The organism is Actinocatenispora rupis, from assembly GCF_016861975.1.
Classification (GTDB): Bacteria; Actinomycetota; Actinomycetes; order Mycobacteriales; family Micromonosporaceae; genus Actinocatenispora; species Actinocatenispora rupis.
Window position 1 is genome coordinate 18,493 of record NZ_BOMB01000016.1, and the last position, 24,479, is coordinate 42,971.

The 24,479-nt window shown below is 72.0% G+C and carries 25 protein-coding genes; 12 read left to right on the forward strand and 13 right to left on the reverse strand.

Translation table 11 applies throughout. The annotated features are described in order from the left end of the window. Positions 1-30 precede the first annotated feature (30 nt). A complete protein-coding gene (locus tag Aru02nite_RS36630; RefSeq protein WP_239076680.1) occupies positions 31-633 on the reverse strand; it encodes a TM2 domain-containing protein in 603 nt (200 codons plus the stop codon). A gap of 136 nt (positions 634-769) precedes the next feature. On the opposite strand from Aru02nite_RS36630, the gene xerD reads away from it, so the two are divergent. The 4 genes from xerD (at position 770) to Aru02nite_RS14295 (ending at position 4,841) form a co-directional block, all read left to right on the forward strand. After that, the gene (gene xerD / locus Aru02nite_RS14280) at positions 770-1,780 is read left to right on the forward strand and encodes a site-specific tyrosine recombinase XerD (RefSeq protein ID WP_203658083.1); all 1,011 of its coding nucleotides are present in this window, start codon (positions 770-772) and stop codon (positions 1,778-1,780) included. Positions 1,781-2,094: 314 nt separating this feature from the next. Next, positions 2,095-2,976, forward strand: coding sequence for a ParA family protein (locus tag Aru02nite_RS14285; protein WP_203658084.1), 882 nt, complete (start codon positions 2,095-2,097; stop codon positions 2,974-2,976). 6 nt (positions 2,977-2,982) lie between these two features. After that, positions 2,983-3,666: a hypothetical protein gene (locus Aru02nite_RS14290; protein ID WP_203657991.1), complete on the forward strand. Its 684-nt coding sequence runs from the start codon at positions 2,983-2,985 to the stop codon at positions 3,664-3,666. A gap of 179 nt (positions 3,667-3,845) precedes the next feature. Continuing rightward, complete coding sequence (locus Aru02nite_RS14295; protein WP_203658085.1) at positions 3,846-4,841, forward strand: segregation and condensation protein A; 996 nt, start codon at positions 3,846-3,848, stop codon at positions 4,839-4,841. Positions 4,842-4,992: 151 nt separating this feature from the next. Here Aru02nite_RS14295 and Aru02nite_RS14300 read toward each other — a convergent pair whose 3' ends face one another. Then, positions 4,993-5,190, reverse strand: coding sequence for a hypothetical protein (locus Aru02nite_RS14300; RefSeq protein ID WP_203657992.1), 198 nt, complete (start codon positions 5,188-5,190; stop codon positions 4,993-4,995). Between the two features lie 240 nt (positions 5,191-5,430). On the opposite strand from Aru02nite_RS14300, the gene scpB reads away from it, so the two are divergent. Next, positions 5,431-6,552, forward strand: a complete 1,122-nt coding sequence (gene scpB / locus Aru02nite_RS37565) for an SMC-Scp complex subunit ScpB (RefSeq protein ID WP_373324866.1) — start codon at positions 5,431-5,433, stop codon at positions 6,550-6,552. Then, positions 6,552-7,286 carry a pseudouridine synthase gene (locus Aru02nite_RS14310; protein ID WP_203657993.1) on the forward strand — a complete coding sequence of 245 codons (735 nt, stop codon included), beginning with the start codon at positions 6,552-6,554 and terminating at the stop codon, positions 7,284-7,286. The genes scpB and Aru02nite_RS14310 overlap by 1 nt, the downstream gene beginning before the upstream one ends. Before the next feature lie 20 nt (positions 7,287-7,306). On the opposite strand, the gene Aru02nite_RS14315 is transcribed toward Aru02nite_RS14310, so the two are convergent. Beyond that, positions 7,307-7,657: a MerR family transcriptional regulator gene (locus Aru02nite_RS14315; protein WP_203657994.1), complete on the reverse strand. Its 351-nt coding sequence runs from the start codon at positions 7,655-7,657 to the stop codon at positions 7,307-7,309. A gap of 78 nt (positions 7,658-7,735) precedes the next feature. Here Aru02nite_RS14315 and Aru02nite_RS14320 point away from each other — a divergent pair, with 78 nt between their 5' ends. Then, entirely contained in the window at positions 7,736-8,515 is a 780-nt protein-coding gene (locus Aru02nite_RS14320) for an amidohydrolase family protein (protein WP_203657995.1), read from the forward strand. Between the two features lie 3 nt (positions 8,516-8,518). On the opposite strand, the gene Aru02nite_RS14325 is transcribed toward Aru02nite_RS14320, so the two are convergent. From Aru02nite_RS14325 to Aru02nite_RS14360, 8 genes are all read right to left on the reverse strand, one after another. After that, a complete protein-coding gene (locus Aru02nite_RS14325) occupies positions 8,519-9,259 on the reverse strand; it encodes a class I SAM-dependent methyltransferase (RefSeq protein WP_203657996.1) in 741 nt (246 codons plus the stop codon). Further along, complete coding sequence (locus Aru02nite_RS14330; RefSeq protein WP_203657997.1) at positions 9,249-9,596, reverse strand: tRNA-binding protein; 348 nt, start codon at positions 9,594-9,596, stop codon at positions 9,249-9,251. Before Aru02nite_RS14330 ends, Aru02nite_RS14325 begins: the two co-directional genes overlap by 11 nt. A 61-nt stretch (positions 9,597-9,657) precedes the next feature. Beyond that, positions 9,658-10,755, reverse strand: coding sequence for a hypothetical protein (locus tag Aru02nite_RS14335; protein ID WP_203657998.1), 1,098 nt, complete (start codon positions 10,753-10,755; stop codon positions 9,658-9,660). Positions 10,756-10,865: 110 nt separating this feature from the next. Beyond that, positions 10,866-11,636: an ABC transporter ATP-binding protein gene (locus Aru02nite_RS14340; protein ID WP_203657999.1), complete on the reverse strand. Its 771-nt coding sequence runs from the start codon at positions 11,634-11,636 to the stop codon at positions 10,866-10,868. Further along, on the reverse strand, positions 11,633-12,661 hold the full coding sequence (locus Aru02nite_RS14345; protein ID WP_203658000.1) for an ABC transporter ATP-binding protein: 1,029 nt from the start codon (positions 12,659-12,661) through the stop codon (positions 11,633-11,635). The genes Aru02nite_RS14340 and Aru02nite_RS14345 overlap by 4 nt, the downstream gene beginning before the upstream one ends. Then, positions 12,658-13,545, reverse strand: coding sequence for an ABC transporter permease (locus Aru02nite_RS14350; RefSeq protein WP_203658001.1), 888 nt, complete (start codon positions 13,543-13,545; stop codon positions 12,658-12,660). Before Aru02nite_RS14350 ends, Aru02nite_RS14345 begins: the two co-directional genes overlap by 4 nt. Further along, entirely contained in the window at positions 13,545-14,609 is a 1,065-nt protein-coding gene (locus Aru02nite_RS14355) for an ABC transporter permease (RefSeq protein WP_203658002.1), read from the reverse strand. Before Aru02nite_RS14355 ends, Aru02nite_RS14350 begins: the two co-directional genes overlap by 1 nt. 31 nt (positions 14,610-14,640) lie before the next feature. Continuing rightward, entirely contained in the window at positions 14,641-16,401 is a 1,761-nt protein-coding gene (locus Aru02nite_RS14360) for an ABC transporter substrate-binding protein (protein ID WP_203658003.1), read from the reverse strand. Positions 16,402-16,838: 437 nt separating this feature from the next. Here Aru02nite_RS14360 and cmk point away from each other — a divergent pair, with 437 nt between their 5' ends. Both cmk and der read left to right on the forward strand, forming a co-directional pair. Next, positions 16,839-17,552: a (d)CMP kinase gene (gene cmk / locus Aru02nite_RS14365; protein WP_239076681.1), complete on the forward strand. Its 714-nt coding sequence runs from the start codon at positions 16,839-16,841 to the stop codon at positions 17,550-17,552. Between the two features lie 76 nt (positions 17,553-17,628). Beyond that, positions 17,629-19,077, forward strand: coding sequence for a ribosome biogenesis GTPase Der (der, locus tag Aru02nite_RS14370; protein WP_239076682.1), 1,449 nt, complete (start codon positions 17,629-17,631; stop codon positions 19,075-19,077). A 37-nt stretch (positions 19,078-19,114) separates the two neighbouring features. On the opposite strand, the gene Aru02nite_RS14375 is transcribed toward der, so the two are convergent. Both Aru02nite_RS14375 and Aru02nite_RS14380 read right to left on the reverse strand, forming a co-directional pair. Continuing rightward, the gene (locus Aru02nite_RS14375; protein ID WP_203658004.1) at positions 19,115-19,879 is read right to left on the reverse strand and encodes a DUF427 domain-containing protein; all 765 of its coding nucleotides are present in this window, start codon (positions 19,877-19,879) and stop codon (positions 19,115-19,117) included. Positions 19,880-19,884: 5 nt separating this feature from the next. Then, positions 19,885-20,865 (reverse strand): LysR family transcriptional regulator, encoded by a 981-nt coding sequence (locus tag Aru02nite_RS14380; protein ID WP_373324867.1) that lies wholly within the window; start codon positions 20,863-20,865, stop codon positions 19,885-19,887. 84 nt (positions 20,866-20,949) lie between these two features. Between Aru02nite_RS14380 and Aru02nite_RS14385 the strand changes: the two genes are divergently transcribed. The 3 genes from Aru02nite_RS14385 to Aru02nite_RS14395 are packed head-to-tail and all read left to right on the forward strand — an operon-like array spanning position 20,950 to position 24,415. Next, positions 20,950-21,654: a succinate dehydrogenase cytochrome b subunit gene (locus tag Aru02nite_RS14385; RefSeq protein WP_275408637.1), complete on the forward strand. Its 705-nt coding sequence runs from the start codon at positions 20,950-20,952 to the stop codon at positions 21,652-21,654. Positions 21,655-21,656: 2 nt separating this feature from the next. Continuing rightward, positions 21,657-23,669, forward strand: a complete 2,013-nt coding sequence (locus tag Aru02nite_RS14390; protein ID WP_203658089.1) for a fumarate reductase/succinate dehydrogenase flavoprotein subunit — start codon at positions 21,657-21,659, stop codon at positions 23,667-23,669. Further along, positions 23,669-24,415, forward strand: coding sequence for a succinate dehydrogenase/fumarate reductase iron-sulfur subunit (locus tag Aru02nite_RS14395; protein WP_203658007.1), 747 nt, complete (start codon positions 23,669-23,671; stop codon positions 24,413-24,415). The genes Aru02nite_RS14390 and Aru02nite_RS14395 overlap by 1 nt, the downstream gene beginning before the upstream one ends. Positions 24,416-24,479 lie beyond the last annotated feature (64 nt).

The following is a 24,479-nucleotide window of genomic DNA, read 5'->3' on the forward strand; positions in this document are numbered from 1 at the left end:
CGACCCACCGGTCGGATGGTGGTGCGGAAGTCAGTTGTCGCGCAGCCGGCGGCCGTCGGAGTCGGTGCCCCCGTTGACGAGGATCATGATCCCGTCGATGAGGCCCCAGATCCAGCCGGCCATACCGCAGGTGACGACGGTGACGGCGATCTGGCCGATGGCCAGGCCGATGTGCCCGGTGTAGAAGCGGCCGACCCCGAACGAGCCCAGGAAGATGCTGAGCAGACCCGCGACCATCTTCGTCTTGTCGGACAACGGCTGACCGGTGGCCGGGTCGATCGCACCCGGGCCGGCCTGGTAGCCACCCGCGTCGTACCCCTGGTAGCCGCCGGCCTGGTACGCGCCCTGCTGCCCGTAACCGGCCTGCTGACCGTACGGGTCGCCCTGCTGCGGGTACGGCGCGCCGCTGGCCGGGGTGGCCGGCAGGTTGCCGCCCTGGTACTGCCCGGGCTGCTGTTGCTGCTGGTAAGGGTCGCCGCCCTGCGGCGGATAGGGCCCGCCGCTCGACGGTGCGGCACCACTGGTCGGGTAGCCAGCGCCGCTGGTCGGGTAGCCGGGCCCGCTCGCGGGGTAGTTGCCGGCGTTGGGGTCCTGGTTGGGCGGAGGATACTGACCGTTGGGGTCGTACGTCATGGCGGCGACGGTATCTAATGGACGCCACGCTGCCAATCGCAGGGGGTCAAAACCCACCGTAATGGCGAGGCGCTTCCAGTAGCACACCCGGGCCGTGTCCCGGTTGATCACCCTCCGTGCCGAGTGGGCGTCTACGATGTGGGCGGCCGATGGAGGTGGAGCGATCGACGCGGCGTCGACGAGCCCGACCGGCACCGCAGCCGAGGCGGAGCCGTCCGCAGAGCTGCGCGGTGCGGTCCGGGCCTACCTCGACCACCTGCTCGTCGAGCGGGCGCTCGCCCGCAACACCCTCGCCTCGTACCGGCGGGATCTCGCGCGCTACACGGCGTGGCTGGCCGGTGCGGGAGTAGGCACGCTCGCCGCGGTCGGCCCGACCGACGTCAGCGCCTTCCTCGCGGTACTCCGGGAGGGTGGCGCGGGTCATCCGCCGCTGTCCGCCGCCTCCGCCGCCCGTACGGTCAGCGCGGTGCGTGGGCTGCACCGGTTCGCGGCGCGCGAGGGGCTGGCGCCGACCGACCCGACCCGGGACGTACGGCCGCCGGTGCCGGCGCGGCGGCTGCCGAAGGCGCTGTCCGTACCGGAGGTGGAGCGGTTGCTGGACGCGGCCGGTCCCGGTCCGGACGCAGGCCCGTTGGCGTCGCGCGACCGCGCCCTGCTGGAGTTCCTGTACGGCACGGGTGCCCGCATCTCCGAGGCGGTCGGCGCCGCCGTCGACGACCTCGACCTGGCCGGGAGCACCGTCGTCCTGCACGGCAAGGGCGGCAAGACCCGGCTCGTCCCCGTCGGCGGGTACGCCTGCCGAGCGGTCGCCGCCTACCTGACCCGTGCCCGCCCCGCCCTCTCGGTACGCACCGGCGACGGTCACGGAGCGCTGTTCCTCAACGCGCGCGGTGGCGCGCTGTCGCGGCAGAGCGCCTGGACGATCCTGCGCCGGGCGGCCGACCGGGCCGGTCTCGGCGGCTCGGTCTCGCCGCACACGCTGCGCCACTCGTTCGCCACGCACCTGCTCGACGGTGGCGCCGACGTCCGCGTCGTGCAGGAACTTCTCGGGCACGCCTCGGTCACGACCACCCAGGTCTATACGCTGGTGACGGTCGACAGACTGCGTGAGGTGTACGCCACGACCCACCCTCGCGCGCGCGGTTGAGTCGACCCGTACCGTTTCCGGAGGTGCAGGCAGGATGCGGCCGTACGGCCGAGAAGGACCTGTCGGCACATCAGGGACGCATCGGATGCAGGAGCGGTGTCCGGTGACCGACAGGAGCGTGCCGCGCTCGCGACACGCCGGGGATGATGGCGGACGGCTGCACCGTGCGTGGCGTACAGTCGGGCGACGGCCGCCCCTCTTCCCCGGTGGTGCCGGGGCGGCGCCGGAAAACCGGGCAGCCGGCGGGAAGGGTGTTGACCATGACGAGTCTCAGCGGGGACGCCTGGGACAAGCTCCGGCAGGAGCCGCCTCCCATGGAGCTCGGCGCTGAGGCGGAGCTGGGTCCTGCCGATCCGTCGGCGTACACGATCAAGCGCCCGATCCTGCAGCCGCCGCCGATCGACCGGCACGGTCCCGCGCGGATCATCGCGATGGCGAACCAGAAGGGTGGCGTGGGCAAGACCACGACCACCATCAACCTCGGCGCGGCGCTCGCGGAGTACGGGCGACGGGTGTTGATGGTCGACTTCGACCCGCAGGGCGCGCTGTCCGTCGGGTTCGGCGTCAACCCGCACAACCTCGACCTCACCGTCTACAACCTGCTCATGCAGCGTGACGTGTCGCTGGACGAGGTGCTGTTCAAGACGAACGTGGACGGCCTGCACCTGCTGCCGGCGAACATCGACCTCTCCGCGGCCGAGATCCAGCTGGTGAACGAGGTGGCGCGGGAGCAGACGCTCACCCGCGTACTGCGGCCGGCGCTGCGGGAGTACGACTACATCCTGATCGACTGCCAGCCGTCGCTCGGCCTGCTCACGGTCAACGCGCTGACCGCTGCGCACGGCGTGGTCATCCCGCTGGAGTGCGAGTTCTTCAGCCTGCGCGGGGTGGCGCTGCTGCTCGACACCATCGACAAGGTGCGCGAGCGGCTCAACTTCGACCTGGAGCTGGAAGGCATCCTCGCCACCATGTACGACTCGCGCACCACGCACTGCCGGCAGGTGCTGCAGCGGGTGGTCGAGGCGTTCGGCGAGCGGGTCTACCAGACGGTCATCACCCGTACCGTCCGGTTCCCGGAGACCACGGTGGCCGGCGAGCCGATCACCACGTGGGCGCCGTCGTCGTCGGGTGCCCGCGCGTACCGGCAGTTGGCCCGTGAGGTCATCGGGCAGCAGTCGGCGCGGCAAGGGTTGTAGTACCCGGTGCTGTTCGCTCTCGTCCAGCCGTTCTCGCTGCTGGGCATGGTGGCGGCGTTCCTGCTGGGCGTGGTGGTCCGGGCGGTCGGACAGCACCTGCTCGCCCGGTGGCTGACCGGCAGCACCCGCGGCCAGGTGTACGGTCTGCGCGGTCTCGCGCGGTGGCTGCTCGACCCGTTCGGCTGCATCGCCGCGGTACTGGGCGGCACCGGTTGGGGGCACGCCGCGCCGGTTCCGCCGCTGGTGTTCGCGACCCGGTCGGCGGTCCTGCGCAGGCTCGCGGTGTACCTGGCCGGTCCGGTCCTGCCGATCCTCGTCGGCGAGGCCGTCCTCGGCATCTACTCGGCGCTCTACCCGGCGTCGCTGGGCCTGGCGCTGTACCGGCCCTCCGACGTGCTGCACGGCATCCCCGGAGTACCGGCGGAGCAGGTGTTGCTGTCGCTGGGTGTCGGGCTACTGTCGTTCGGGATCTTCGCGATCCTGCCGCTGCCACCGTGCGACGGCTGGGGCCTGCTGTGGCTGGCCTGGCGCCGGCCGGGTGAGCGCGCCCGCCGCGCCCGGTACTGGCTGGAGGAGCGGAACCTGGGCGTGGCGATCCTGCTGCTGCTCATGCTGCCGCTGGGTATCACCGGCTCCATCGGGTACATCCCGCTCGATGCGCTGGGTACTCCACTGGTGCGACTGTGGTGACCGACGCATCGTCCGATAACGGGCTGAGCTACGTTCAGGTGGTGAGATCGTCCGTACCGTCCGAACCCGGCACGTCACCGAACGCCGATGGTGCCGTGCCCGCCGCCGACCCGCCGTCGCCTGACCCGACGGGTACCGGGGACGCGGTGGACTCCGGGGACGCCGTGGCTTCCGGGGACATGGTTTCCGGGGATGCGGTGACCTCCGGGGAGACGACGGCGGCTGCCGGGGCGGAGGGCGCCGCGCCGGAACCGGGTGTGGGCGGGGACGCGCCGGCCGGTGAGGGCGAGCCGGCCCGGGTCGCCGGGTTCAGCGTGCGGCTGGACAACTTCGAAGGCCCGTTCGACCTGCTGCTCCAGCTGATCAGCAAGCACAAGCTGGACGTCACCGAGGTGGCCCTGTCCAAGGTCACCGACGAGTTCATCGCGCACATCCGCAAGATGGGCGCCGAGTGGGACCTCGACGAGGCCAGCGAGTTCCTGATCATCGCGGCGACGCTGCTGGACCTGAAGGCGGCCCGGCTGCTGCCCGCCGCCGAGGTCGAGGACGAGGAGGACCTGGCGCTGCTGGAGGCGCGGGACCTGCTGTTCGCCCGGCTGTTGCAGTACAAGGCTTTCAAGGAGGCGGCGGCGTACCTGAACCGGCTGGAGCAGAGCGCGTCGCGGCGCTGGCCCCGCGCGGTCGGCCTGGAGCCGCGGTACGCCGAGGTGCTGCCGGAGATCGTCCTCGGCATCGGCGCCGACCGGTTCGCGCAGCTCGCCGCGAAGGCGATGACGCCGAAGGCGCCGCCCACCGTCGGCATCGACCACGTGCACATGGTGCGGGTCAGCGTGCGTGAACACGCGGCGATCCTCACCGAGCGGCTCCAACGCATCGGCGTCGGTACGTTCCGGGCGCTGTGCGCGGACTGCGGTTCCACGCTGGAGATGGTGGCGCGCTTCCTCGCCCTGCTGGAGCTGTACCGGGAGAACCTCGTCGGGTTCGAGCAGCTGCAGGCGCTCGGCGAGCTGACCGTCCGGTGGATCGGCGGGCAGCACGACGGCGACATCGAGATCGACGAGTACGCCGGCGCACCACCCGCCACACCCGCCGACGGGCCCAGCTCGCCGGCCACGGGGTCCGACGACGGACCCGCCGGTACCGAACCGTCCGCGACAGAGGAGACCAGCACGTGACCGCCCGCAGCGTACGACCGGCCGTGGAGGCGGCGGCGTGAACGACCCGAACCCCGGTACGGACCGGTCCTCCCTCGCCGACAGCGTCGCCGCCTGGACCCCGCCATGGGCCCGCTCCGCCCCTTCGGTACCCGGGCCGGCGGACGCCGGGTCAGTGCACGACGCTGGTGACGAGCCCGCGGAGGACGCCGACGCGTCCGGTACCGAGGGCGCCGAGTCGCCGGCCGCCGATCCCGTTGCCGTCACCGGGCCCGCCGAGGTACGGGGGAGTGCGGAGCCGGGATCCGTTACGTACACGGGAAGTCCGGCGGCCCCGCTCGCCGAGGACGGCGACAGTCTGGAGCCTCACGCCGCCGAGCGTGTGGCGAGCCCGGAGGCCGTACCTGCCGGCGACGTGGACGGCGTCGAGCCCGAGTCCGCGGGCGACGTGGACGACACCGGGCCCGCCGGTGGTGCGGTAGACCCGGCGCCCGAGTCGGCCGAGGACGCGGATGAACCGGGAGCCCGGTCCGCGACGGCGGAGGACGGCGCCGTGGAGTACGCGGCGGCCCCGGTTGCCGAGGACGGTGCGGGCAGTACGACGGCGTCCGTGGACGGCATCGGGAACGTCGGAACCGTGGCGGATGCGCCGGACGAAGCCGGGAGCGACGAAGCCGGGAGCGACGAAGCCGGGAGCGACGAAGCCGGGAGCGACGAAGCCGGGAACGGCGAGGCCGGGAGCGTCGCGGCCTCCGCCGACACCGGGGCGGGGGACCTCGACGCCGCTGAGACCGGCGCCGTCGCCAGGCCCGAGGGCGTTGACGTGCCTGTCGTCGACGCCGGGGCTGGGGACGTTGACGCGGCTGAGGCCGGCACCGTTGCCGCTGAGACCGGCACTGTCGGTGAGTCCGAAGGCGTTGACATCCGTGGGACCGACGCCGGGGCGGGAGACGTCGACGCGGCTGAGACCGGCGCCGTCGCTGGGTCCGAGGGCGTTGACGTGCCTGGGGCCGACGCCGGGGCGGGGAACGTTGACGCTCCTGAGATCGGCACCGTCGACCCGGCGGACAGCGGCCCCGTCGAGGGGGCCGACAGCGCTGCCGTTGGGGAGGCTGCGGCGGATGGCGCGGGCAGCGACGATGTGCCGAAGCCCGGCGCGGACGGCGACGCTGGGCCGGCGGCGCTGCCGGAGCTGGACGATCCGGACGTACTGCGGGCCGCGCTGGAGGCGATCCTGATGGTCGTCGACGAGCCGGTACCGGAGGTGATGCTGGCGCAGGTGTTGGAGCGGCCGACGGGGACGGTGACGGCAGCGCTGCGCGCGCTGGCGGAGTCGTACACGGTGGAGCGGCGGGGGTTCGAGCTGCGGCAGGCGGCGGGGGGTTGGCGGATCTACACGCGTGCCGACTTCGCGCCGTACGTGGAGCGGTTCGTGTTGGACGGGCAGCAGGTGCGGCTGACGCAGGCGGCGTTGGAGACGCTGGCGGTCGTGGCGTACAAGCAGCCGGTGAGCCGGGGTCGGGTGTCGGCCATCCGCGGTGTCAACTGCGACGGCGTGATGCGTACGCTGGTGACGCGGGGGCTGATCGAGGAGTGCGGCGCCGAGCCCGACTCGGGCGCGTACCTGTACCGGACCACCGTGCTGTTCCTGGAGCGGATGGGCATCAACTCGGTGGACGAACTGCCCGAGCTGGCCCCGTTCCTGCCCGACGACCTGCCCGAGGAAGCGTGATGACCGAGCCCGGCGGACCGCAGCGGCTGCAGAAGTTACTGGCCGCGGCGGGCCTCGGTTCGCGGCGTGCCTGCGAGGAACTGATCGCGGACGGCCGGGTCACCGTGGACGGCACGGTCGTGGACCTGGGCGCGCGCGCCGACCCGCGTACGTCGGTGATCCACGTGGACGGCCGGCGCCTGGTCACCGACGACCGGACGGTACTGCTCGCGTTGAACAAGCCGCGCGGGGTGCTGTCGGCGATGTCCGACGACCGCGGCCGCCCGACGCTGGAGCAGTACGTGCCGGACGGGGTGGCGCGGCTGTTCCACGTGGGGCGCCTCGACTCCGACAGCGAGGGTCTGCTGCTGCTCACCAACGACGGCGACCTGGCGCACCGGCTGATGCACCCGTCGTACGAGGTGGCGAAGACGTACCTGGCGGAGGTGCCGGGGCCGGTGCATCCGTCGGTCGGCCGGCAGTTGCGCGCGGGTGTGGAGCTGGAGGACGGGCAGGTCACGGTGGACCGGTTCCGGGTGGTGCAGGCCGAGGGCGGCCGGGCGCTGGTCGAGGTGGTGCTGCACGAGGGGCGCAAGCACATCGTGCGGCGGCTGCTGGCGGAGGTGGGGCACCCGGTGAGCCGCCTGATCCGTACCCGGATCGGGCCGGTGCGGTTGGGTGAGCTGCGGCCGGGGACGACCCGCCGGCTGACCACGGAGGAGACCGGCGAGCTGTACCGCGCGGTCGACCTCTAGCCCCGGGATCCGTTGCGGCGTCAGGCGTTCCGGGCTTCGGCGATGGTACGCACCAGCGCGGCGCGGTGCGCGGCGATCTCCGCCGACCGGGCGTCCAGCGTACGCAGCTGGGCGTGCAGCGCGTCGAGTACGCCGGGGCAGGCGGTGACGGTCGCGTCCTCGGCGGTGCAGGGCAGGATGCCGCGGATGACGCGGGTCGGCAGGCCGGCGGCGAGCAGCGCCCGGATCCGGCCGACCGTGTCCACCGCGTCCTCGTCGTACGTGCGGTAGCCGTTGGCGCGACGGTCCGGGTGCAGCAGCCCGACGCGCTCGTAGTACCGGAGCAGTCGTTCGCTGGTGCCGGTCCGTTCGGCCAGTTCGCCGATCAGCATGGCGCCTCCCTTGACCTTCGCACTGTGTCAGGGGGCAACAGTGGGCGGGCCGATCGTCGTACCCGCCCGGAGGAAACTGTGATCATCGATGCGCACGGCCACGTCCACGATCCGGCGTCCCGGCACGTCGCCGACCTGACCGAGGCGGGGGTGGATCGGGCGGTGCTGTTCGGCACGCGGCCGCACCCGGAGCGGGCCACCGACCTCGCCGGACTGCGCCGCGAACTCGGTGCGCTCGACGCGGCGCTGTCCGGTGAGCGCACCGACGGGTACGCGGCGGCGTACCGGGAGTTGGACGCGGCGCTCGCGGCGTACCCGGGGATGTTCGTGGGGTTCGGGTCGGTGCGGCTGGACCTGCCGGCCGACGAGGTCGCCGCCGCCGTCGACCACGACGTGGTACGCCGCGGGCTGCGCGGCGTCGGTGAGCTGACCCCACCGCCCGGCCGGGCCGACCTCGTCGAGCCGGTACTGCGGGCCGCGGCCGACCACGGTGCGCTGCCGGTGGTGGTGCACGGATCCGCCCCGACCACCGCCGACGACCTGCACACCCTCGCCACCCCGTCGCGCCGGTACCCGGGGGTGCCGCTGATCGTCAGCCAGCTCGGCGGTGCGCACTGGCTCACCGCGGTGGAGCTGGTCCGCGACACCCCCGGCCTGTACCTGGAGCTGTCCACCGCGCCGCTGATCCTCGCCGTACGCCTGGCCGTGCGGGAGGTGCCGGACCGTACGCTGTTCGGCTCGGACGCACCGTACGGCGACCCGGTGCTGGCCCGGACCGCCGTCGAACGCGTCACCCGGCCGGGCGCGCTGCGCGACCGGGTCCTCGGTGGTACCGCCGCCGAACTGCTCGGACTGTGACGCTCAGCGGTGCAGCCGCCCCAGGTAGCCGACCGCGAACGGGGTGAGCCGCACGGTCGTCACCTGGTAGCCGAGGTCGGCGAGCCAGCCGGTCACCGTGTCCTGGGCGTACGCCGCGGAGAAGAAGCCGTCCTCGCCGCGGAACACCAGCCGGTCCGGCCCCTCCCGCCACGACCCACTGAACCCGCACTTCAGGTAGTACTCCAGGCGCACGTCGCGGGCCGCGTCGCCGTCGTCGTACGTGAAGACGGCGATGTCGGAGCCGATCGCGGCGGTCGCGGCGAGCGCCTCGGTCGGGTCCGGCCGCAGCTCGCCGAGCAGGTTGAACGGGTACGCGGTGAGCACGCCGGTCGCCGGCACCCCCAGCGACGGGGCCAGCCGCGCCAGGTCCTGCACGTCGGCGCAGACGATCCGCACGTCGCGGCCGGCGCGCCCGGTGCCGGCCAGCATCCGGTTGCCGGCGGCCACCGCCGTCGCCGCGATGTCGATCCCCAGGTACGCCGTGCCGTGGTGGCGCAGCACCTCGGGCAGCAGCAGGTCGCCGTCGGCGCAGCCGGCCTCGACGACCAGCCGGGGTGACAGCGCCGCGAGCCACGCCGCCATCTGCTCGCGCTCCGCCGCCAGGTACTGCCGGATGTGCTCGGTACGGGTCTTGACGATGGGGTGCCAGTATCGGTCGAAGAACCTGACGCGCTCGGCGCCGGTCGTCATCGGGGTGGTGTCGATCGAGGTGTCAGTAGACACGGGCGCCCACTTGGCCGCCACGACCCGGTACGAGCAGGGACAGCTCGCCGTCCGGGCCGGGCACGCCGAGCAGCAGCACCTCGGACGAGAAGCCGGCGATGTTGCGGGGAGGCAGGTTCACCACGCCGACGACGGTCAGCCCGAGCAGATCCTGCGGATCCGGGTACGCCGTCTTGGCCTGCGCGCTGGACCAGCGCTCGCCGACCTCGGCACCGAAGTCGACGCGGACCCTGTAGCTCGGGGTCCGGGCGCGCGGAAACTCCTGCACCTCGACGATGGTGCCGGCGCGCATGTCGACCTTGGTGAAGTCGGTGAAGTCGATGTGATCGTCCGGCATTCCCACTCCTTCGGCACCGGAATGCGTGGTCACCGGCGGGGCATTGCCCGCCGACGGGGCATCACACCAGGTTATCCGCGTCCCGGGCGAGGATCCCAGCCGGGGCGTGGCCGTCCGGTACGAGACGGATCACCACGTCCGGGGCGTGTCCGTACTTCAGGACGAACAGGTCGCGGATCTCGCCGCGCTGCGGCTCCACGACCACCGGGTCCACCCGGTAGCCGGCGGCGGTGACCGAGGCGCCGGGCAGGTCGCAGCGCACCATGATGCCGTCCCGGCCCAGCTTGACGACGTGGTTGACCAGCACCGGGGTGTCCACGTAGAACGTGCCGTCGGCGAGGACGAAGTCGGCGCGGCAGTCGCCGAGCGCGGAGCCGTGGTGCGACAGCGCCATCCGCATCGTCATGAACGCGTCGAGCCGGCGGGTGTCGCGCGCGGCCCACATCTCGTCGAACCGGTTCTGGACGAACTCGCCCCACGGCGTCGCCATGAACGCCTCGATCTGCGGCGTGTCGTACGCGAGCTGGCCGAGCGGGTAGAAGGAGATGAACGCCTTGTCGTCCCAGCGGTACAGCTGGACGGAGGGCATCGCGTCGTAGACCCGGATGTCGACGAGCCGGCGCACCTCGGGGTCGAGCACGGTGCGCCAGAACGAGTACAGGTCGCGGAGGTTGGTGAGGATCGCGCTGCGCACGTCGTGGCCGCCCAGCTCCTCGGTGCGCTGGACCGCGGCGTTCGAGTCCGGGTCGAGCAGCAGGATCTTGACGGCGACACCGCGGCCGGCGGCATGCCGCACCGCGTCGAGGAACCCCTCCAGGTACGGCGGCTCCAGCAGGCCGGTCCACGTCTCCAGGATGTCGACCCGGCCGTGCGCGTGCTCGACCTCGTGGATGAAGCGCGAGTAGTCGAGCCGGTGGTGCTCCCGGATGTTCGCCGCCTGCAGCTCGGCGAACAGCGGGTTGAAGATCAGGTACGTGGCGATGACCAGCACCAGGCTGGCCCCCACGTTGAGGGACAGGTCGTACCAGTAGCCCTGGAGGGCGGCGGCGCCGGCGAGCATCGCCACCGACAGCGCGGCGAGCACCGCCACGACCACGGCGTGCCGGGTGCGCCGGCGGATCGAACGGACCATCGTGCTGAACAGGTCGGTGCCGGCCATTGCCTCCCCCGTGGACGGTGCGCGCGAGCCGCCCAGTCCGGACGAAACCGGGCGCGACCGCAACTCTACCGTCCGGTATCGAGCCCGTCCCGTCGCCGCGCGCGACCCCGTCAGCCGTGCAACCGCGGCACATCCGCCAACAACCGCCGGGTGTACTCGTGGGTCGGCGCGAAGATCACCTCGTCGGTCGGCCCGGACTCCACGACCCGGCCGCTGCGCATCACGAGTACGCGGTCGGAGACGTAGCACGCCTGGCCGATGTCGTGGGTGATGAACAGGATCGCCAGGCCCGTCTCGGCGCGCAGGTCGGTGAGGACGTTGAGGATGGTGGCGCGCAGCGACGCGTCGAGCATCGAGGTCGCCTCGTCGGCGATCAGTACGCGGGGGCGGACGAGCAGGGCGCGGGCGATCATCACGCGCTGCCGCTGACCGCCGGACAGCTGGTGCGGGTACCGGCCGAGTACGTCGCCGGGGCGCAGGCCGACCTGTTCCAGCGCCTCGGCGACGCGGGCGTCGGTCAGGTCGGGGCCGAGCAGCCGGCGGGCCCGCGCCATCAGCCGCCGTACCGTGAAGAACTGGTTGAAGGCGCTGAACGGGTCCTGGAACACCGCCTGCACGTCCCGCCAGTACGCGGTGGTGTCGGAGGTGCGGGTGACGTCGCGGCCGTCGAGCAGGAGCCGGCCGGCGGTCGGGGTGAGCAGTCGCAGCAGCAGCCGGGCCAGGGTCGACTTGCCGCTGCCGGACTCGCCGACCACGGTGGTGATCTCGCCGGGGCGCAGCGCGAGCGACACGTCGTCGACCGCGCGGACGGCGTCCCGGCCCCGGCCGAACACGCGGGTGAGGTGCTCGCCGGCGAGCAGCGGTACGTCCTCGGTCGTCACAGGCTCGGCTCCAACCGCTCGTCCGGATGGTCCCTGGTCCACCAGCAGGTCGCGTACCGGTCGGGGTCGCCGACCGCGGGCGGGTCGTCGGTGCACGCGTCGGTGGCGAGGCTGCACCGCGGACGGAACCGGCAACCGGCCGGCGGGTCGGCCAGATCCGGTGGGGCGCCACGGATCCCGCCGATGCGCCGCCGTCGTACCTGGGGCTCGGGCACGAGTACCGAGGACAGCAGCGCCGCCGTGTACGGATGCCGCGGGTCGTCGACGAGCGCCGCGGTCGGGCCGGTCTCCACGATGCGCCCGGCGTACATGACGGCGATGCGGTCGGCCACGGCCCGCAGTACGGGCAGGTCGTGGGTGACGAACACGATGCCGCCGACGAGGCCGCGGCCGACGAGTTCGCGGAGCAGCTCGACGAGCGCGCGCTGGGTGGACACGTCGAGCGCGGAGGTGGGTTCGTCGGCGATCAGCAGCCGCGGGTCGAGCAGCGTGGACAGTACGGTGACGACCCGCTGGCGCATCCCGCCGGACAGCTGGTGCGGGTACGCGCCGATGACGCGGCGCGGCAGGTCGAGCGCGTCGAGCCGGTCCGCGAGCAGGTCGAGGGCGACGGACCTCGGCACCCGGCCGCGGTGCGCGCGGACCACGTCGACGGCCATGTCCCCGACCCGCGCGGTCGCCGACAGCGCGTTCATCGCGCCCTGCGGCAGCAGCGACACGACCCCGCCCCGCCAGGTACGCGGGGGTCGGCCGGCGAGGTCGAGGTGCTGGCCGTCGACGGTGAGGTCGCCGCCGAGCACGGTGAGCGGGGGCCGGGCCGTCAGCGACAGGACCGCGGCCAGGGTGGACTTGCCGCAGCCGGACTCGCCGGCGATGCCGAGTACCTCGCCGGTGCCGACGGTCAGCGCCACGTCGTCGACCGCCACGGTCGGCCCGTACGCGGCGCGCAGCCCCCGCGCGGTCAGCAGCTGCCCGGCGGCGGCGTCGGCGGGGGCGAGGTCGGTCGCGGGACCTTCGGTGCTCATGCCGCCTCCGCCTTCCGTACGGCCGGGGGTGGGGCCGCGACGGTGGTACGGCGGCGCCGGACGAACCGGCGCAGCCGCGGGTTGAACACCTCGTCGAGGCTGGACTGGAGCATCAGCAGCGCGAACGCCAGCAGCGTCAGCAGTACGGTCGGCGGGACGAACGCCCACCACGCGCCGGTGCGTACGGACTCCCAGGCGAGCGCCCAGTGCAGCATGATGCCGAGCGACACGCCGCCGGACGGGCCGAGGCCGAGCATGGACAGCGCCGCCTCGTTGAGTACCGCGCTCGACACCTGCAACACGAACGCCATGCACAGGTACGACAGCATGTACGGCACCACGTCGTAGCAGATGAGCGAGAACGTGCCGGCGCCGGACAGCCGCGCCACGTCCAGGTGCTCCCGGGTACGCACGCTGGCGGCCTGGGCGCGGACGGCGCGCGCCGTCCACGGCCAGCTCGTGACGCCGAGTACGACGGCCATGGCGAGCGTGGAGCGGGTGCCGAGAGCGATGGAGATGAGGATCAGCACCACGATCGACGGGATGGCCAGGATGACGTTGGTGACGCCCATCAGCGCCTCCTCGACCGCCCCGCCGCGGTACCCGGCGAGCGTGCCGACGACGACCCCGATGAGGGTGGCGAACAGGCCGGCGACCAGCCCGATCGTCAGGGAGGTACGGGTGCCGTACATGAGGTTGGTGAACACGTCGTGGCCGATGTTGTCGGTGCCCAGCCAGGCCGAGCCGGACGGGTGGTCGTACAGGCCGCCGACGACCGCGCCGAGCGCGTGCCCGCGGAACACCAGCGGCCCGAGGAGACCGAACAGCAGGACGGCGGCGACGATGCCGGCGGCGACGTGGAAGCGGGGGGTGAGTCTCGTCATCAGCGCTCACCCCGGCTCGCGGCGCGGATCCGCGGATCGATGATGCCGTAGGCGATCTCGACGCAGAAGTTCGCCACCAGGACGGCGACCGCGATCAGCAGCGTCAGCCCGGCCACCACCGGGTAGTCGTTCTGGCTGATGGCGGTGAACAGCAGCGTGCCGACCCCCGGGTACGAGAAGACGATCTCGGTGATGAGCGCGCCGCCGACCAGCGTGCCGATCGACAGCGCCAGTCCGGTGACCTGCGGCAGCATCGCGTTGCGGAAGATGTACCGGACGATGGTGCGGTCCCGCAGGCCCAGCCCGCGTCCGTAGTTGACGTAGTCGCTGCCCAGCTCGTACACGGCCATCGAGCGCATGCCGACCGCCTGGCCGCCGACGAACACGAGTACCAGGGACAGGAACGGCAGCCAGTAGTGGGTGAGCGCGTCGAGGACGAAGTCGGCGGACAGTTCGGGGGAGTTGCCGAAGGAGTACCCGCCGGTGGGTGGCAGCACCGGGACCGCGACGGCCAGCAGGTACAGCAGCAGGATCGCCAGGCAGTAGTACGGCATGGACGAGGTGAACAGCGAGCCGAGGAACGCGCCGCGGTCGAACCAGCCGCCCCGGTACGCGGCGACCGCGCCGAGGCCGTTGCCGACCAGCCAGCCGATCAGGATCGCCGGCAGCTGCAGGGCGATGCTCCACGGCAGCGCCTGCGCGATGAGCCCGCTGACGCTCGCCGGCGACTGCGCGAACGACGTACCCAGGTCGCCGTGCACCAGATGCCCCAGGTGGACGAGGAACTGTTGCCACAGCGGCTTGTCCAGGCCGAACTCGTGCACGTAGTGCGCGTGGATGGCGTGCAGCTGGCTGCCCTCCACGCCGCCGCGACCGAGCCCGGCGACGATCGCGTCGACCGGGTTGCCGGGGATCAGCCGCGGCAGCAGGAAGTTCAGCAGGACCGCGACCAGCAAGGCGCCCAGGTACCAGGCGGCCTTGCGGCCGAGGTAGCGCAGCAGTCCGGAACGGGCGGGCGCCTCGGCCTCCGCGGTCCCGGCGGTGAGGTCGGCGGTCAGTGCCATGGAGCGCCCCGTCCGCCGACGGTGCGGGCGGTCATGACGTCGCGGGTTTCAGGTCGTACAGCCAGTCGATGCCGGCGCCGCGGAACTGCGGCGGCCCGGACGGGTTCCGGCTCGTCGGGAAGCCCGTCCAGGTGCCGTGGTTGAACTCGTAGAAGTCCACCGGCCGGTACATCAGCGGGATCATCGGCGCGTTGGCCATGAAGATCTGGTCGAGCTGGCCGTACACGGCCTTGGCGGCGGCACCGGTGAGCGTGGCGGCCCGGTCGATCAGCGCCGGTACGTGCGGGTTCGAGAAGCGGCCGTAGTTGTAGAACGCGGACACGCCGAGCTTCGGTACCGCACGGTCGTCGAGTACGTCGCGGAAGCGCTGCCACGGTGACGCGGGACTGACGCCGGCCACGTACCAGCAGGCGAGGTCGAAGTCGCCGTTCTGCACCGCCGTCGTGGTCTGCGCCGCCTGCGGGAACTTGGTCGCCACGTCGAACCCGGCGGCCTTCGCGTTCTCCGCGACGACCTGCAGCGCCGTCTGCCAGTCCGACCAGCCGGTCGGCGTCTGCGCGGTCCACGGGCCGAGCCGCGTCCCGTCCGGCAGCCGGTACACGCCGTCGGAGCCCTTCCTCGCGTGCAGCTCGTTCTCCAGGATCGACCGCGACTTCGCCGGGTCGTACGACCAGCCGTGCTGCGCCACGTTCTGCGCGTCGAAGTACTGCTGCTCCACGCCGCGCGGCAGGATCAGGCTCGACTTCGCCGGATCCGAGTACTGCGACATGGCGGTCTTCGCGATCCGCCCGTAGTCGATGGCGTACGCGAGGGCGCGGCGGACCCGCGGGTCCGACAGGCCCTTGCGGGTGGTGTTGCAGACGAGCATCGGGATGCTGCCCGGCACCTGGTAGGGCGCCGTGTCGTACCAGGTGCCGATCGGCTCGTGCTTGTCCTGCCACATCTTCCAGATCTGCGGCGTGAACTGCTGCATCACGTCCACCTCGCCGCGTTCGAACGCGAGGTCGCCGGCCGCGTTGTCCTTGAAGATCGGATGCACCACGTACTTCGGCGCCGGCAGCTTGCCGCGCACCGCCTTCCCCCAGTACCCGTCGTGGCGGGTGTAGGAGACCTGCGCCGCGCTGTGCTTGTCCAGCTTGTACGGCCCGGACCCGACCGGCGTCATGTTCGGTACCTGGCTGATCTGCTTGTTCTTCGCCGCGATCGGCGCCCAGACGTGTTGCGGCAGCACGTAGTTCGCGGCCAGCAGCGACTTGACCATGGCCGGGTTCGGGTGCGCCGGGTCGAGCGCGATCGTCACCGTGTGCGCGTCCGTCGCCGTGATCGACTTCGCGAACTGGAAGAACGACGCGAACGGCACCTCCGGGTGCGTACGCGCCAGGCTGAACGTGAACACCACGTCGTCGGCGGTCACCGGTTTGCCGTCGTGCCACGCCGCCTTCGGCTGCATCGACACCGTCAGCGTGTGCGCGTCGGGCGCGGCGATGCCGGTCGCCAGGTGCGGCTCCAGCTTGCCGTCGAGCAGGTTGAACCCGAACAGCGACTCGTACAGCAGCTGCATGTTGTCCTCGGCGGTCGGCCAGCAGCCGTTGGGGTTGAGCGGGTTGAACGAGGTCGGCGGCGCCCACTGGAACCCGGCGACGAACAGGGTCTGGGCGCGCTTGCCGCCCGTGGCCCCGGTACCGGTGCACCCGGTGAGCAGGGTGCCGCCGAACCCGGCGCCCGCGCCGGCCAGGGCGACCCCGGTGAGAAACCGTCTGCGGCTGGTCCGTGGTACGGATTCGTCGGTCATCGTGCTGTCTCCTCACGCGGGAGTCCTACGGCTTCGGATTGGCCGGTTCAGCAACGAGAAAAAAGGCACCGCAAATCGCGCGTCCGCGGCGCGTGCCGCGGGCCGTACAGGCGTCGGAGCAGGGTCGGATCCGCGCTCGGGCAACGCCGTACGGACTGTTCGGCGGTGGCCCGGAACGGACCGGTAGAAGGAGATTAGAACTGCGGTGGTCGGTGCGCAATCCCACTGTCAACCCGATTTCACGGAACTGGAATGTGCACTGTCACGCATTGTGGTGAACCGGTTTGGTCGGTGAGTTCGAACGGGCCCGAGGAATTGCGTTCCTTCGCCGGGGCCGGCCGCGGTGTGGGCGCCGTCGGTGCGCTCCGTAGACTCGTGGGGTGGTGCCGTGTCCGGAAGGCGGTGCCGACGGGGCCGGTTTCGCAGGGAGGGCAACGGTGCAGACCGACAGCAAGCGGGCGGATGAGTCGTTCCGTGGCGTGATCGCCGTCGACGGGCCGTCCGGCTCCGGCAAGTCCACCGTGAGCAAGCGACTGGCCGGCGCGCTGGGCGCGGGATACCTCGACACCGGCGCGATGTACCGGGCGGCGACCTGGGCCGTGCTGCGGTCCGGCGCCGCGCTGACCGACCCGGCCGCCGTCACGGCCGCCGTGCACGCCGCCGAGCTGACCATCACCACCGACCCGACCGCCGTCGCCGTCCGTGTCGACGGCCAGCCGGTGGACGCCGAGATCCGCGGCGAGACCGTCACCGCCGCCGTCTCCGCGGTGTCGGCCGTCCCGGCGGTCCGGGCCGAGCTGATCGCCGCGCAGCGCCGCATCATCGACGCCGCCCGCGACACCACCGGCATCGTCGTCGAGGGACGCGACATCGGCGCGGTCGTCGCGCCCGACGCCGACCTCAAGGTCTTCCTCACCGCCGACGCCACCGAGCGCGCCCGCCGCCGGAGTACGGAGAACGCGACGGCGCTGGCCGCCACGCAGGCCGACCTGCACCGGCGGGACCAGGCCGACTCCAAGGTCACCAAGCCGTTGGAGGCGGCTGCGGACGCGGTCACCGTCGACACCACGCACGATCCGATCGACGCGGTCGTGGACCGCCTGCTGGTGCTGCTCGCCGAGCGGGACGGCGCGCGGGTCGAGACGTCATGACCGTACGGCACGACCACCGGCCGACCGAGGGCCGGAGCGAGACGGCGGCGTACCGCCGTGGAGGGCAGGAGACACCATGAACCCGGGTGAGCAGGAGATGGTGGCGCACGGGTTCGACGAGGCGGACTTCGAGCCGGCCGGCGACTGGCTGGACGCCGACGGGTTCGGCGCGCCGGGCCTGTCGCTGCCGGACGCGCCGACCGGTCCGGTACCGGTGGTGGCGGTGGTCGGCCGGCCGAACGTCGGGAAGTCGACGCTGGTGAACCGGATCATCGGTCGCCGGCAGGCGGTCGTACAGGACACGCCGGGTGTCACGCGCGACCGCGTGGCGTACGACGCGAACTGGAACGGTCGGCCGTTCACGGTGGTGGACACCGGCGGTTGGGAGCCGGACGCGAAGGGTCGTGCAGCGGCGATCGCCGCGCAGGCCGAGACCGCGATGCAGGCGGCCGACGCCGTACTGCTGGTCGTGGACGGCGTGGTCGGCAGTACGGACACGGACGAGGCCGCGGCGCGGGTGCTGCAGCGCGGCGGCAAGCCGGTGATCCTGGTGGCGAACAAGGTCGACAGCGCCCGGCAGGAGTCGGACGTCGCGTCGCTGTGGTCGCTCGGCCTCGGCGAGCCGTTCCCGGTGTCGGCGCTGCACGGCCGCGGCTCGGGCGACCTGCTCGACCTGGTGCTCGCCGCGCTGCCCGAGCAGACCGCCGTACCGCAGCCGTCGGCGGGCGGCCCGCGCCGGGTGGCGCTCGTCGGCCGGCCCAACGTCGGCAAGTCCAGCCTGCTGAACAAGCTGGCGAAGGAGGAGCGGTCGGTCGTCGACGACGTCGCCGGCACGACCGTCGACCCGGTGGACTCGATGGCCCAGATCGGCGGCGAGACCTGGCGGCTCGTCGACACCGCCGGTCTGCGCAAGCGGGTCGGCAACGCCAGCGGCACCGAGTTCTACGCCAGCCTGCGTACCAAGGGCGCGATCGACGCGGCCGAGGTGGCGCTGGTGCTGCTGGACGCGTCGGAGCCGATCAGCGAGCAGGACCAGCGGATCCTGACGAAGGTGGTCGAGTCCGGCCGGGCGCTGGTGATCGCGTTCAACAAGTGGGACCTCGTCGACGACGACCGGCGCTACTACCTGGCCCGCGAGATCGACCGGGACCTGCGCCGCATCACCTGGGCGCCCCGGGTCAACATCTCGGCGCTGACCGGGCGCGCGGTGGACAAGCTCGCCCCGGCCCTGCGTACGGCGCTGGCCGGGTGGGAGACGCGGGTGCCGACCGGCCGGCTGAACCAGTGGGTGACCGAGTTGGTACAGGCGCATCCGCACCCGGTGCGCGGTGGCAAGCAGCCGCGCATCCTGTTCGCCACCCAGCCGGGTGTCTGCCCGCCGCGGTTCGTCCTGTTCACCACGGGCCTCCTGGACGCCGGCTACGTGCGGTACGTGGAGCGCCGGCTCCGCGAGGACTTCGGCTTCGTCGGCAGCCCGATCCAGGTGTCGGTACGGCCGCGCAAGCGCCGGGAGAAGAAGCGCTGAGTCATGGGAGCCGGTGTGTGCCGGCGCCCACGGCCGCTCAGTGCGGTAGGGCCGGGCGGTGGAAGCCGGTCCGCGGGCGGGGCAGGCGTTCGCCGTCGACGACCAGGTCGACGTCCTCGTTGTAGAAGCAGTACAGGTCGCGGATGGCGGCCGTGTTCGGCGTCGGGTCGGGGTAGCTCCACACCAGGTTGGTGATCTCGCGCCCGCCGACCCGGACCGACCAGTACGACGCGACGCCCTTGTACGGGCAGCCTGTGTGCGTCGGCGACGGTGTCAGCAGGTCCCGGCGTACGTCGGCGGCGGGCAGGTAGTAGCGGATCGGCAGGCCGGTCTCGAACAGCAGCACCGGGTGCCGCGTGTCGGCGAGCACGTCGCCGTCGACCTCGACGACCACGTGCCGCGAGCTGGGGAGTACGTCGACGCGTTTGTGCGGGTCGCGCGGGTGGACGAAGATCTCCTCGTCCTCCTCGTACCAGTGCTCGACGCCCTCGCCGGCGCGTTCGGCCCAGGCGAAGCCGACCGTGTCGGCCAGCTCGTCCACCGGGTACGTCCAGGCGGCGTTGGCCAGCGTCCGCCCGCCGACCGTCAGGTCGTAGTACGTGCCGGCGGTGTCGGTGGGCGGGTCGGCCGCGGGGGTCAGCAGGTCGGCGCGGACCTCGCCGCGCGGGAACACGTACGCGGGGACGGGCACGCCCGGCGCCCACACCAGCCGCGGATGCCGGCTGTCCACCACGGTCGTGTCGCCGATGCGGCCGCGCACCCACCGTTCGCTGGGCTCCCAGCGGTACTCTCCGCTGCTCATGCGCGTCACCCTTCCGTACGGGGTTCCGCCTCCAGCGTGGCACGGGCCGCAGCGCCGGTCCGGCGTACGGGGCGGGTGCCGGGGGGCAGCGTGCCGGCCCGGGCCGCCTCGTCCAGGTAGTCGAGCAGGACGGCGCGGAGGGCGCGGGCGGCGCGCGGCGGCTGGACGTCCTTGCGGTGCGCGAGGCCGATGGTGCGCGACAGGCCGGGCCCGGCGAACGGGGTGATCCGGAAGCGGTTCCCGACCACCATGCTGGGTACGACGGCGAGGCCGAGCCCGGCGGCGACGAACCCGAGTACGGCGTCCATCTCGCCGCCCTCGATCGCGAACGTGGGCTCGAACCCGGCGTTCTGGCAGGCGGTCATCGTGAACTCGCGCAGGTCGTACCCGCGGCGGAACATCACCAGCGGCTCGTCCTCCAGGTCGGTGACGCGCATCCGGTCCCGCGTGGTGGGCGGGGGAGCGGCGGCGGACGAGGCGACGACCAGTTCCTCGCGCAGCAGCGGCGTGGTGGCCAGCGCCGGCCCGGTACTCGACACCGGCAGGATGATCAGCGCCAGGTCGAGTTCGCCCTCGGCCAGGTCGTGCACCAGGTCGCGCGAGCCGGACTCCTCGATCAGCAACCGGATCCCCGGGTACTGCGCCCGGTAGGCCCGGAGTACGTCGGGCAGCAGGCCGGTGAGCAGGCTGGGCGTGGCGCCGAGCCGTACCCGACCGGAGCGCAGCATCGCCAGTTCCTGTACCTCCAGGCGCGCGGTGTCGACGTCGGCGAGGATGCGGCGGGCGAGTGGCAGCAGGGTCTCGCCGGCGGGGGTGAGCGCGATGTTGCCGCGGGCCCGGCTGAACAGCGCGGCGCCCAGTTCGTGCTCCAGCGCCCGGATCTGTTTGGACAGCGAGGGTTGGGCGACGTGCACCGCCTCGGCGGCGCGGGTGAAGTGGCGCGTGTCGGCCACCGCCAGGAAGTACGCGAGCTGCTGCAACTGCACGGTGACACGATAGCCTCTGGCTATCGAGTCCAGCGCGATCATGTCTTGGACCTTATGCCCGGTCCGGTCCTACCGTTGACGGACGTGGCACTAGCGACCCGGGCGGCCCGCCCGTCACCCCTCCGTACGCTGTGGCGCTCGACCGTCGGCAAGAAGGCCGTCATGGCGAGCACCGGCGTGATCATGCTGTTGTTCCTGATCGTGCACATGGCCGGGAACCTCAAGATCTTCTTCGGCCCGACCGACTTCAACAGCTACGCCGCCTGGCTGCGCACCATCGGCGAGCCCGTCCTCCACGAGACCTGGTACCTGTGGGTCCAGCGGGTCGTGCTGCTCGCCTGCCTGGTCGCGCACGTGACGTCGGCGATCCAGCTCACCCACCGCGACATCCACGCCCGCCCCCAGCGGTACCGGTCGAAGCGGCCGTGGCGCGCCACCTTCGCCACCAACACCATGCGGTACGGCGGGGCGATCCTCGCGCTGTTCGTGATCTGGCACATCCTCGACCTGACCGTCGGTGCGGTGAACCCGCGCGGCGAGGCCGGCCACCCGTACGAGAACGTGGTGGCGGACTTCGGGGTCTGGTGGATCGCGCTGATCTACGTGGTCGCGATGCTGGCCCTGTGCCTGCACATCTACCACGGCTTCTGGTCCGCGGCGCAGACCCTCGGGGCGAACAACGCCGCCCGCAACGTCGTCTTCAAGACCATCGCGACCGTGCTGGCGCTCGCCATCACGGTCGGCTTCCTGTCCGTACCGATCGCGGTCATGACCGGGCTGGTGAGGTGACCATGTCGAACCCGAAGAAGCAGAACGCCGCCAAGCGGAGCACCGGCGGGCGGAACGCCGGGAAGCCGAAGGACTCCGTCGGCGCGTACACGGTGGGCGACGCGATCGTCGACACGAAGGCGCCGGCCGGTCCCGTCGAGAAGCGTTGGGACACCAGGCGTTTCGAGGCCAAGCTGGTCAACCCGGCGAACCGGCGCAAGCACCGGGTCATCGTGGTCGGCACCGGGCTGGCCGGCGGCTCCGCCGGCGCGACCCTGGCCGAGCAGGGGTACCACGTGATCCAGTTCTGCTACCAGGACTCGCCGCGGCGGGCGCACTCGGTGGCGGCGCAGGGCGGCATCAACGCCGCGAAGAACTACCGCAACGACGGCGACTCCATCCACCGGCTGTTCTACGACACGGTCAAGGGCGGCGACTTCCGTTCCCGCGAGTCGAACGTGTACCGGCTGGCGCAGATCTCGGTGGAGATCATCGACCAGTGCGTCGCGCAGGGCGTGCCGTTCGCCCGGGAGTACGGGGGGCTGCTGGACAACCGGTCTTTCGGCGGCGTGCAGGTGTCCCGGACGTTCTACGCGCGGGGCCAGACGGGGCAGCAGCTGCTGCTCGGCGCGTACCAGGCGCTGTCGCGGCAGATCGAGGCCGGCAACGTCGAGATGCACGCGCGTACCGAGATGCTCGACCTGGTGGTCGTGGACGGGCGGGCCCGCGGCATCGTGGCGCGCGACCTCGTCACCGGCAAGATCGAGACGTACCTGGCGGACGCGGTGGTGCTGGCGACCGGCGGCTACGGCAACACGTTCTACCTGTCGACCAACGCCAAGGGCTCCAACGCCACGGCGATCTGGCGGGCGCACAAGCGCGGCGCGCACTTCGCCAACCCGTGCTACACGCAGATCCACCCGACCTGCATCCCGCGCTCCGGCGACCACCAGTCGAAGCTGACGCTGATGAGCGAGTCGCTGCGTAACGACGGCCGCATCTGGGTGCCGAAGACCAAGGGGGACAAGCGATCCCCGGCCGACATCCCCGAAGACGAGCGCGACTACTACCTGGAGCGCATCTACCCGTCCTTCGGCAACCTGGTGCCGCGGGACATCGCGTCGCGCGCCGCGAAGAACGTGTGCGACGAGGGGCGTGGCGTCGGCCCCGGCGGGCTCGGCGTGTACCTCGACTTCGCCGACGCGATCCAGCGCATGGGCCTGGACAAGGTGTCCGAGAAGTACGGCAACCTGTTCGAGATGTACGAGCGGATCACCGGCGAGAACCCGTACCAGGTGCCGATGCGCATCTACCCGGCGATCCACTACACGATGGGCGGGCTGTGGGTCGACTACGACCTCCAGTCGACGATCCCCGGCATGTTCGTGATCGGTGAGGCCAACTTCTCCGACCACGGCGCGAACCGGCTCGGCGCGTCCGCGCTGATGCAGGGCCTCGCCGACGGGTACTTCGTGCTCCCGTCGACGATCAACGACTACCTGGCGCGCGGCGGTCTCGATGCGGTCGGCGCCGACGACCCGGCGGTGACCACCACGGTCGCCGAGGTGGAGGACCGGATCAAGCGGCTGCTCGCCGTGGACGGCGACCGTACGGTCGACTCGTTCCACCGGGAGCTGGGCACGCTGATGTGGGACGAGTGCGGCATGGCCCGCAACGCCGAGGGCCTGAAGAAGGCGCTGGCGCGCATTCCCGAGCTGCGCGAGGAGTTCTGGCAGCGGGTCAAGGTCCCCGGCACCGGGTACGAGCTGAACCAGTCGCTGGAGAAGGCCAACCGGGTCGCCGACTTCCTGGAGCTGGCCGAGCTGATGTGCCTCGACGCCCTCGTACGCGAGGAGTCGTGCGGCGGGCACTTCCGCGAGGAGTCGCAGACCCCGGACGGCGAGGCGAAGCGCGACGACGAACGGTTCAGCCACGTCGCCGCGTGGGAGTACACCGGCGTCGGGGAGCCCCCCGTACTGCACAAGGAAACGCTCGACTTCGAGTACGTCCACCCGACCCAGCGGAGCTACGCCTGATGAACCTCACCCTTCGCATCTGGCGGCAGTCCGGGCCGGACGAGTCCGGCGAGATGGTGACCTACCAGGTCACCGACGTCAGCCCGGACATGTCGTTCCTGGAGATGCTGGACATCCTCAACGAGGACCTGATCCTGCGCGGCGAGCAGCCGGTGGCGTTCGACCACGACTGCCGCGAGGGCATCTGCGGGTCCTGCGGCATGGTCATCAACGGCTCGGCGCACGGGCCGGTGCAGACCACCACCTGCCAGCTGCACATGCGCTCGTTCAACGACGGCGACGTCATCGACATCGAGCCGTGGCGGGCCGCCGCGTTCCCCGTCATCAAGGACCTCGTGGTGGACCGGTCGGCGTTCGACCGGATCATCCAGGCCGGCGGGTACATCAGCGCGCCGACCGGCACCGCGCCGGACGCGCACGCCGTACCGGTGCCGAAGCCGGACGCGGACCTGGCGTTCGAGAACGCCACCTGCATCGGCTGCGGCGCCTGCGTCGCCGCCTGCCCGAACGGGTCGGCCATGCTGTTCACCTCGGCCAAGATCAACCACCTGAACGTGCTGCCGCAGGGCCAGCCCGAGCGGGAGTCCCGGGTGCTCGACATGGTCACCACCATGGACGCCGAGGGCTTCGGCGGCTGCACCAACACCGGCGAGTGCGCCGCGGCCTGCCCGAAGGGCATTCCGCTGGCGTCCATCGCCACGATGAACCGCGAGTTCCTGCGCGCCGCCCGCAAGGCCCCGCGCTGAGGCGGGCGTGACGTTCCCCAGCCGCCTGGTGTCCACAGTGGACGCCGGGCGGCCGGATACGTTG

What these genes read in the sequence shown, in the direction of transcription:
- Aru02nite_RS36630 (WP_239076680.1), bottom strand. Translation starts at nt 633, where the DNA reads ATGACGTACGACCCCAACGGTCAGTATCCTCCGCCCAACCAGGACCCC.
- xerD (WP_203658083.1), top strand. Translation starts at nt 770, where the DNA reads ATGTGGGCGGCCGATGGAGGTGGAGCGATCGACGCGGCGTCGACGAGC.
- Aru02nite_RS14285 (WP_203658084.1), top strand. Translation starts at nt 2,095, where the DNA reads ATGGAGCTCGGCGCTGAGGCGGAGCTGGGTCCTGCCGATCCGTCGGCG.
- Aru02nite_RS14295 (WP_203658085.1), top strand. Translation starts at nt 3,846, where the DNA reads ATGGTTTCCGGGGATGCGGTGACCTCCGGGGAGACGACGGCGGCTGCC.
- Aru02nite_RS14310 (WP_203657993.1), top strand. Translation starts at nt 6,552, where the DNA reads ATGACCGAGCCCGGCGGACCGCAGCGGCTGCAGAAGTTACTGGCCGCG.
- Aru02nite_RS14315 (WP_203657994.1), bottom strand. Translation starts at nt 7,657, where the DNA reads ATGCTGATCGGCGAACTGGCCGAACGGACCGGCACCAGCGAACGACTG.
- Aru02nite_RS14330 (WP_203657997.1), bottom strand. Translation starts at nt 9,596, where the DNA reads ATGCCGGACGATCACATCGACTTCACCGACTTCACCAAGGTCGACATG.
- Aru02nite_RS14335 (WP_203657998.1), bottom strand. Translation starts at nt 10,755, where the DNA reads ATGGCCGGCACCGACCTGTTCAGCACGATGGTCCGTTCGATCCGCCGG.
- Aru02nite_RS14345 (WP_203658000.1), bottom strand. Translation starts at nt 12,661, where the DNA reads ATGAGCACCGAAGGTCCCGCGACCGACCTCGCCCCCGCCGACGCCGCC.
- Aru02nite_RS14350 (WP_203658001.1), bottom strand. Translation starts at nt 13,545, where the DNA reads ATGACGAGACTCACCCCCCGCTTCCACGTCGCCGCCGGCATCGTCGCC.
- Aru02nite_RS14355 (WP_203658002.1), bottom strand. Translation starts at nt 14,609, where the DNA reads ATGGCACTGACCGCCGACCTCACCGCCGGGACCGCGGAGGCCGAGGCG.
- Aru02nite_RS14360 (WP_203658003.1), bottom strand. Translation starts at nt 16,401, where the DNA reads ATGACCGACGAATCCGTACCACGGACCAGCCGCAGACGGTTTCTCACC.
- der (WP_239076682.1), top strand. Translation starts at nt 17,629, where the DNA reads ATGAACCCGGGTGAGCAGGAGATGGTGGCGCACGGGTTCGACGAGGCG.
- Aru02nite_RS14375 (WP_203658004.1), bottom strand. Translation starts at nt 19,879, where the DNA reads ATGAGCAGCGGAGAGTACCGCTGGGAGCCCAGCGAACGGTGGGTGCGC.
- Aru02nite_RS14390 (WP_203658089.1), top strand. Translation starts at nt 21,657, where the DNA reads ATGTCGAACCCGAAGAAGCAGAACGCCGCCAAGCGGAGCACCGGCGGG.
- Aru02nite_RS14395 (WP_203658007.1), top strand. Translation starts at nt 23,669, where the DNA reads ATGAACCTCACCCTTCGCATCTGGCGGCAGTCCGGGCCGGACGAGTCC.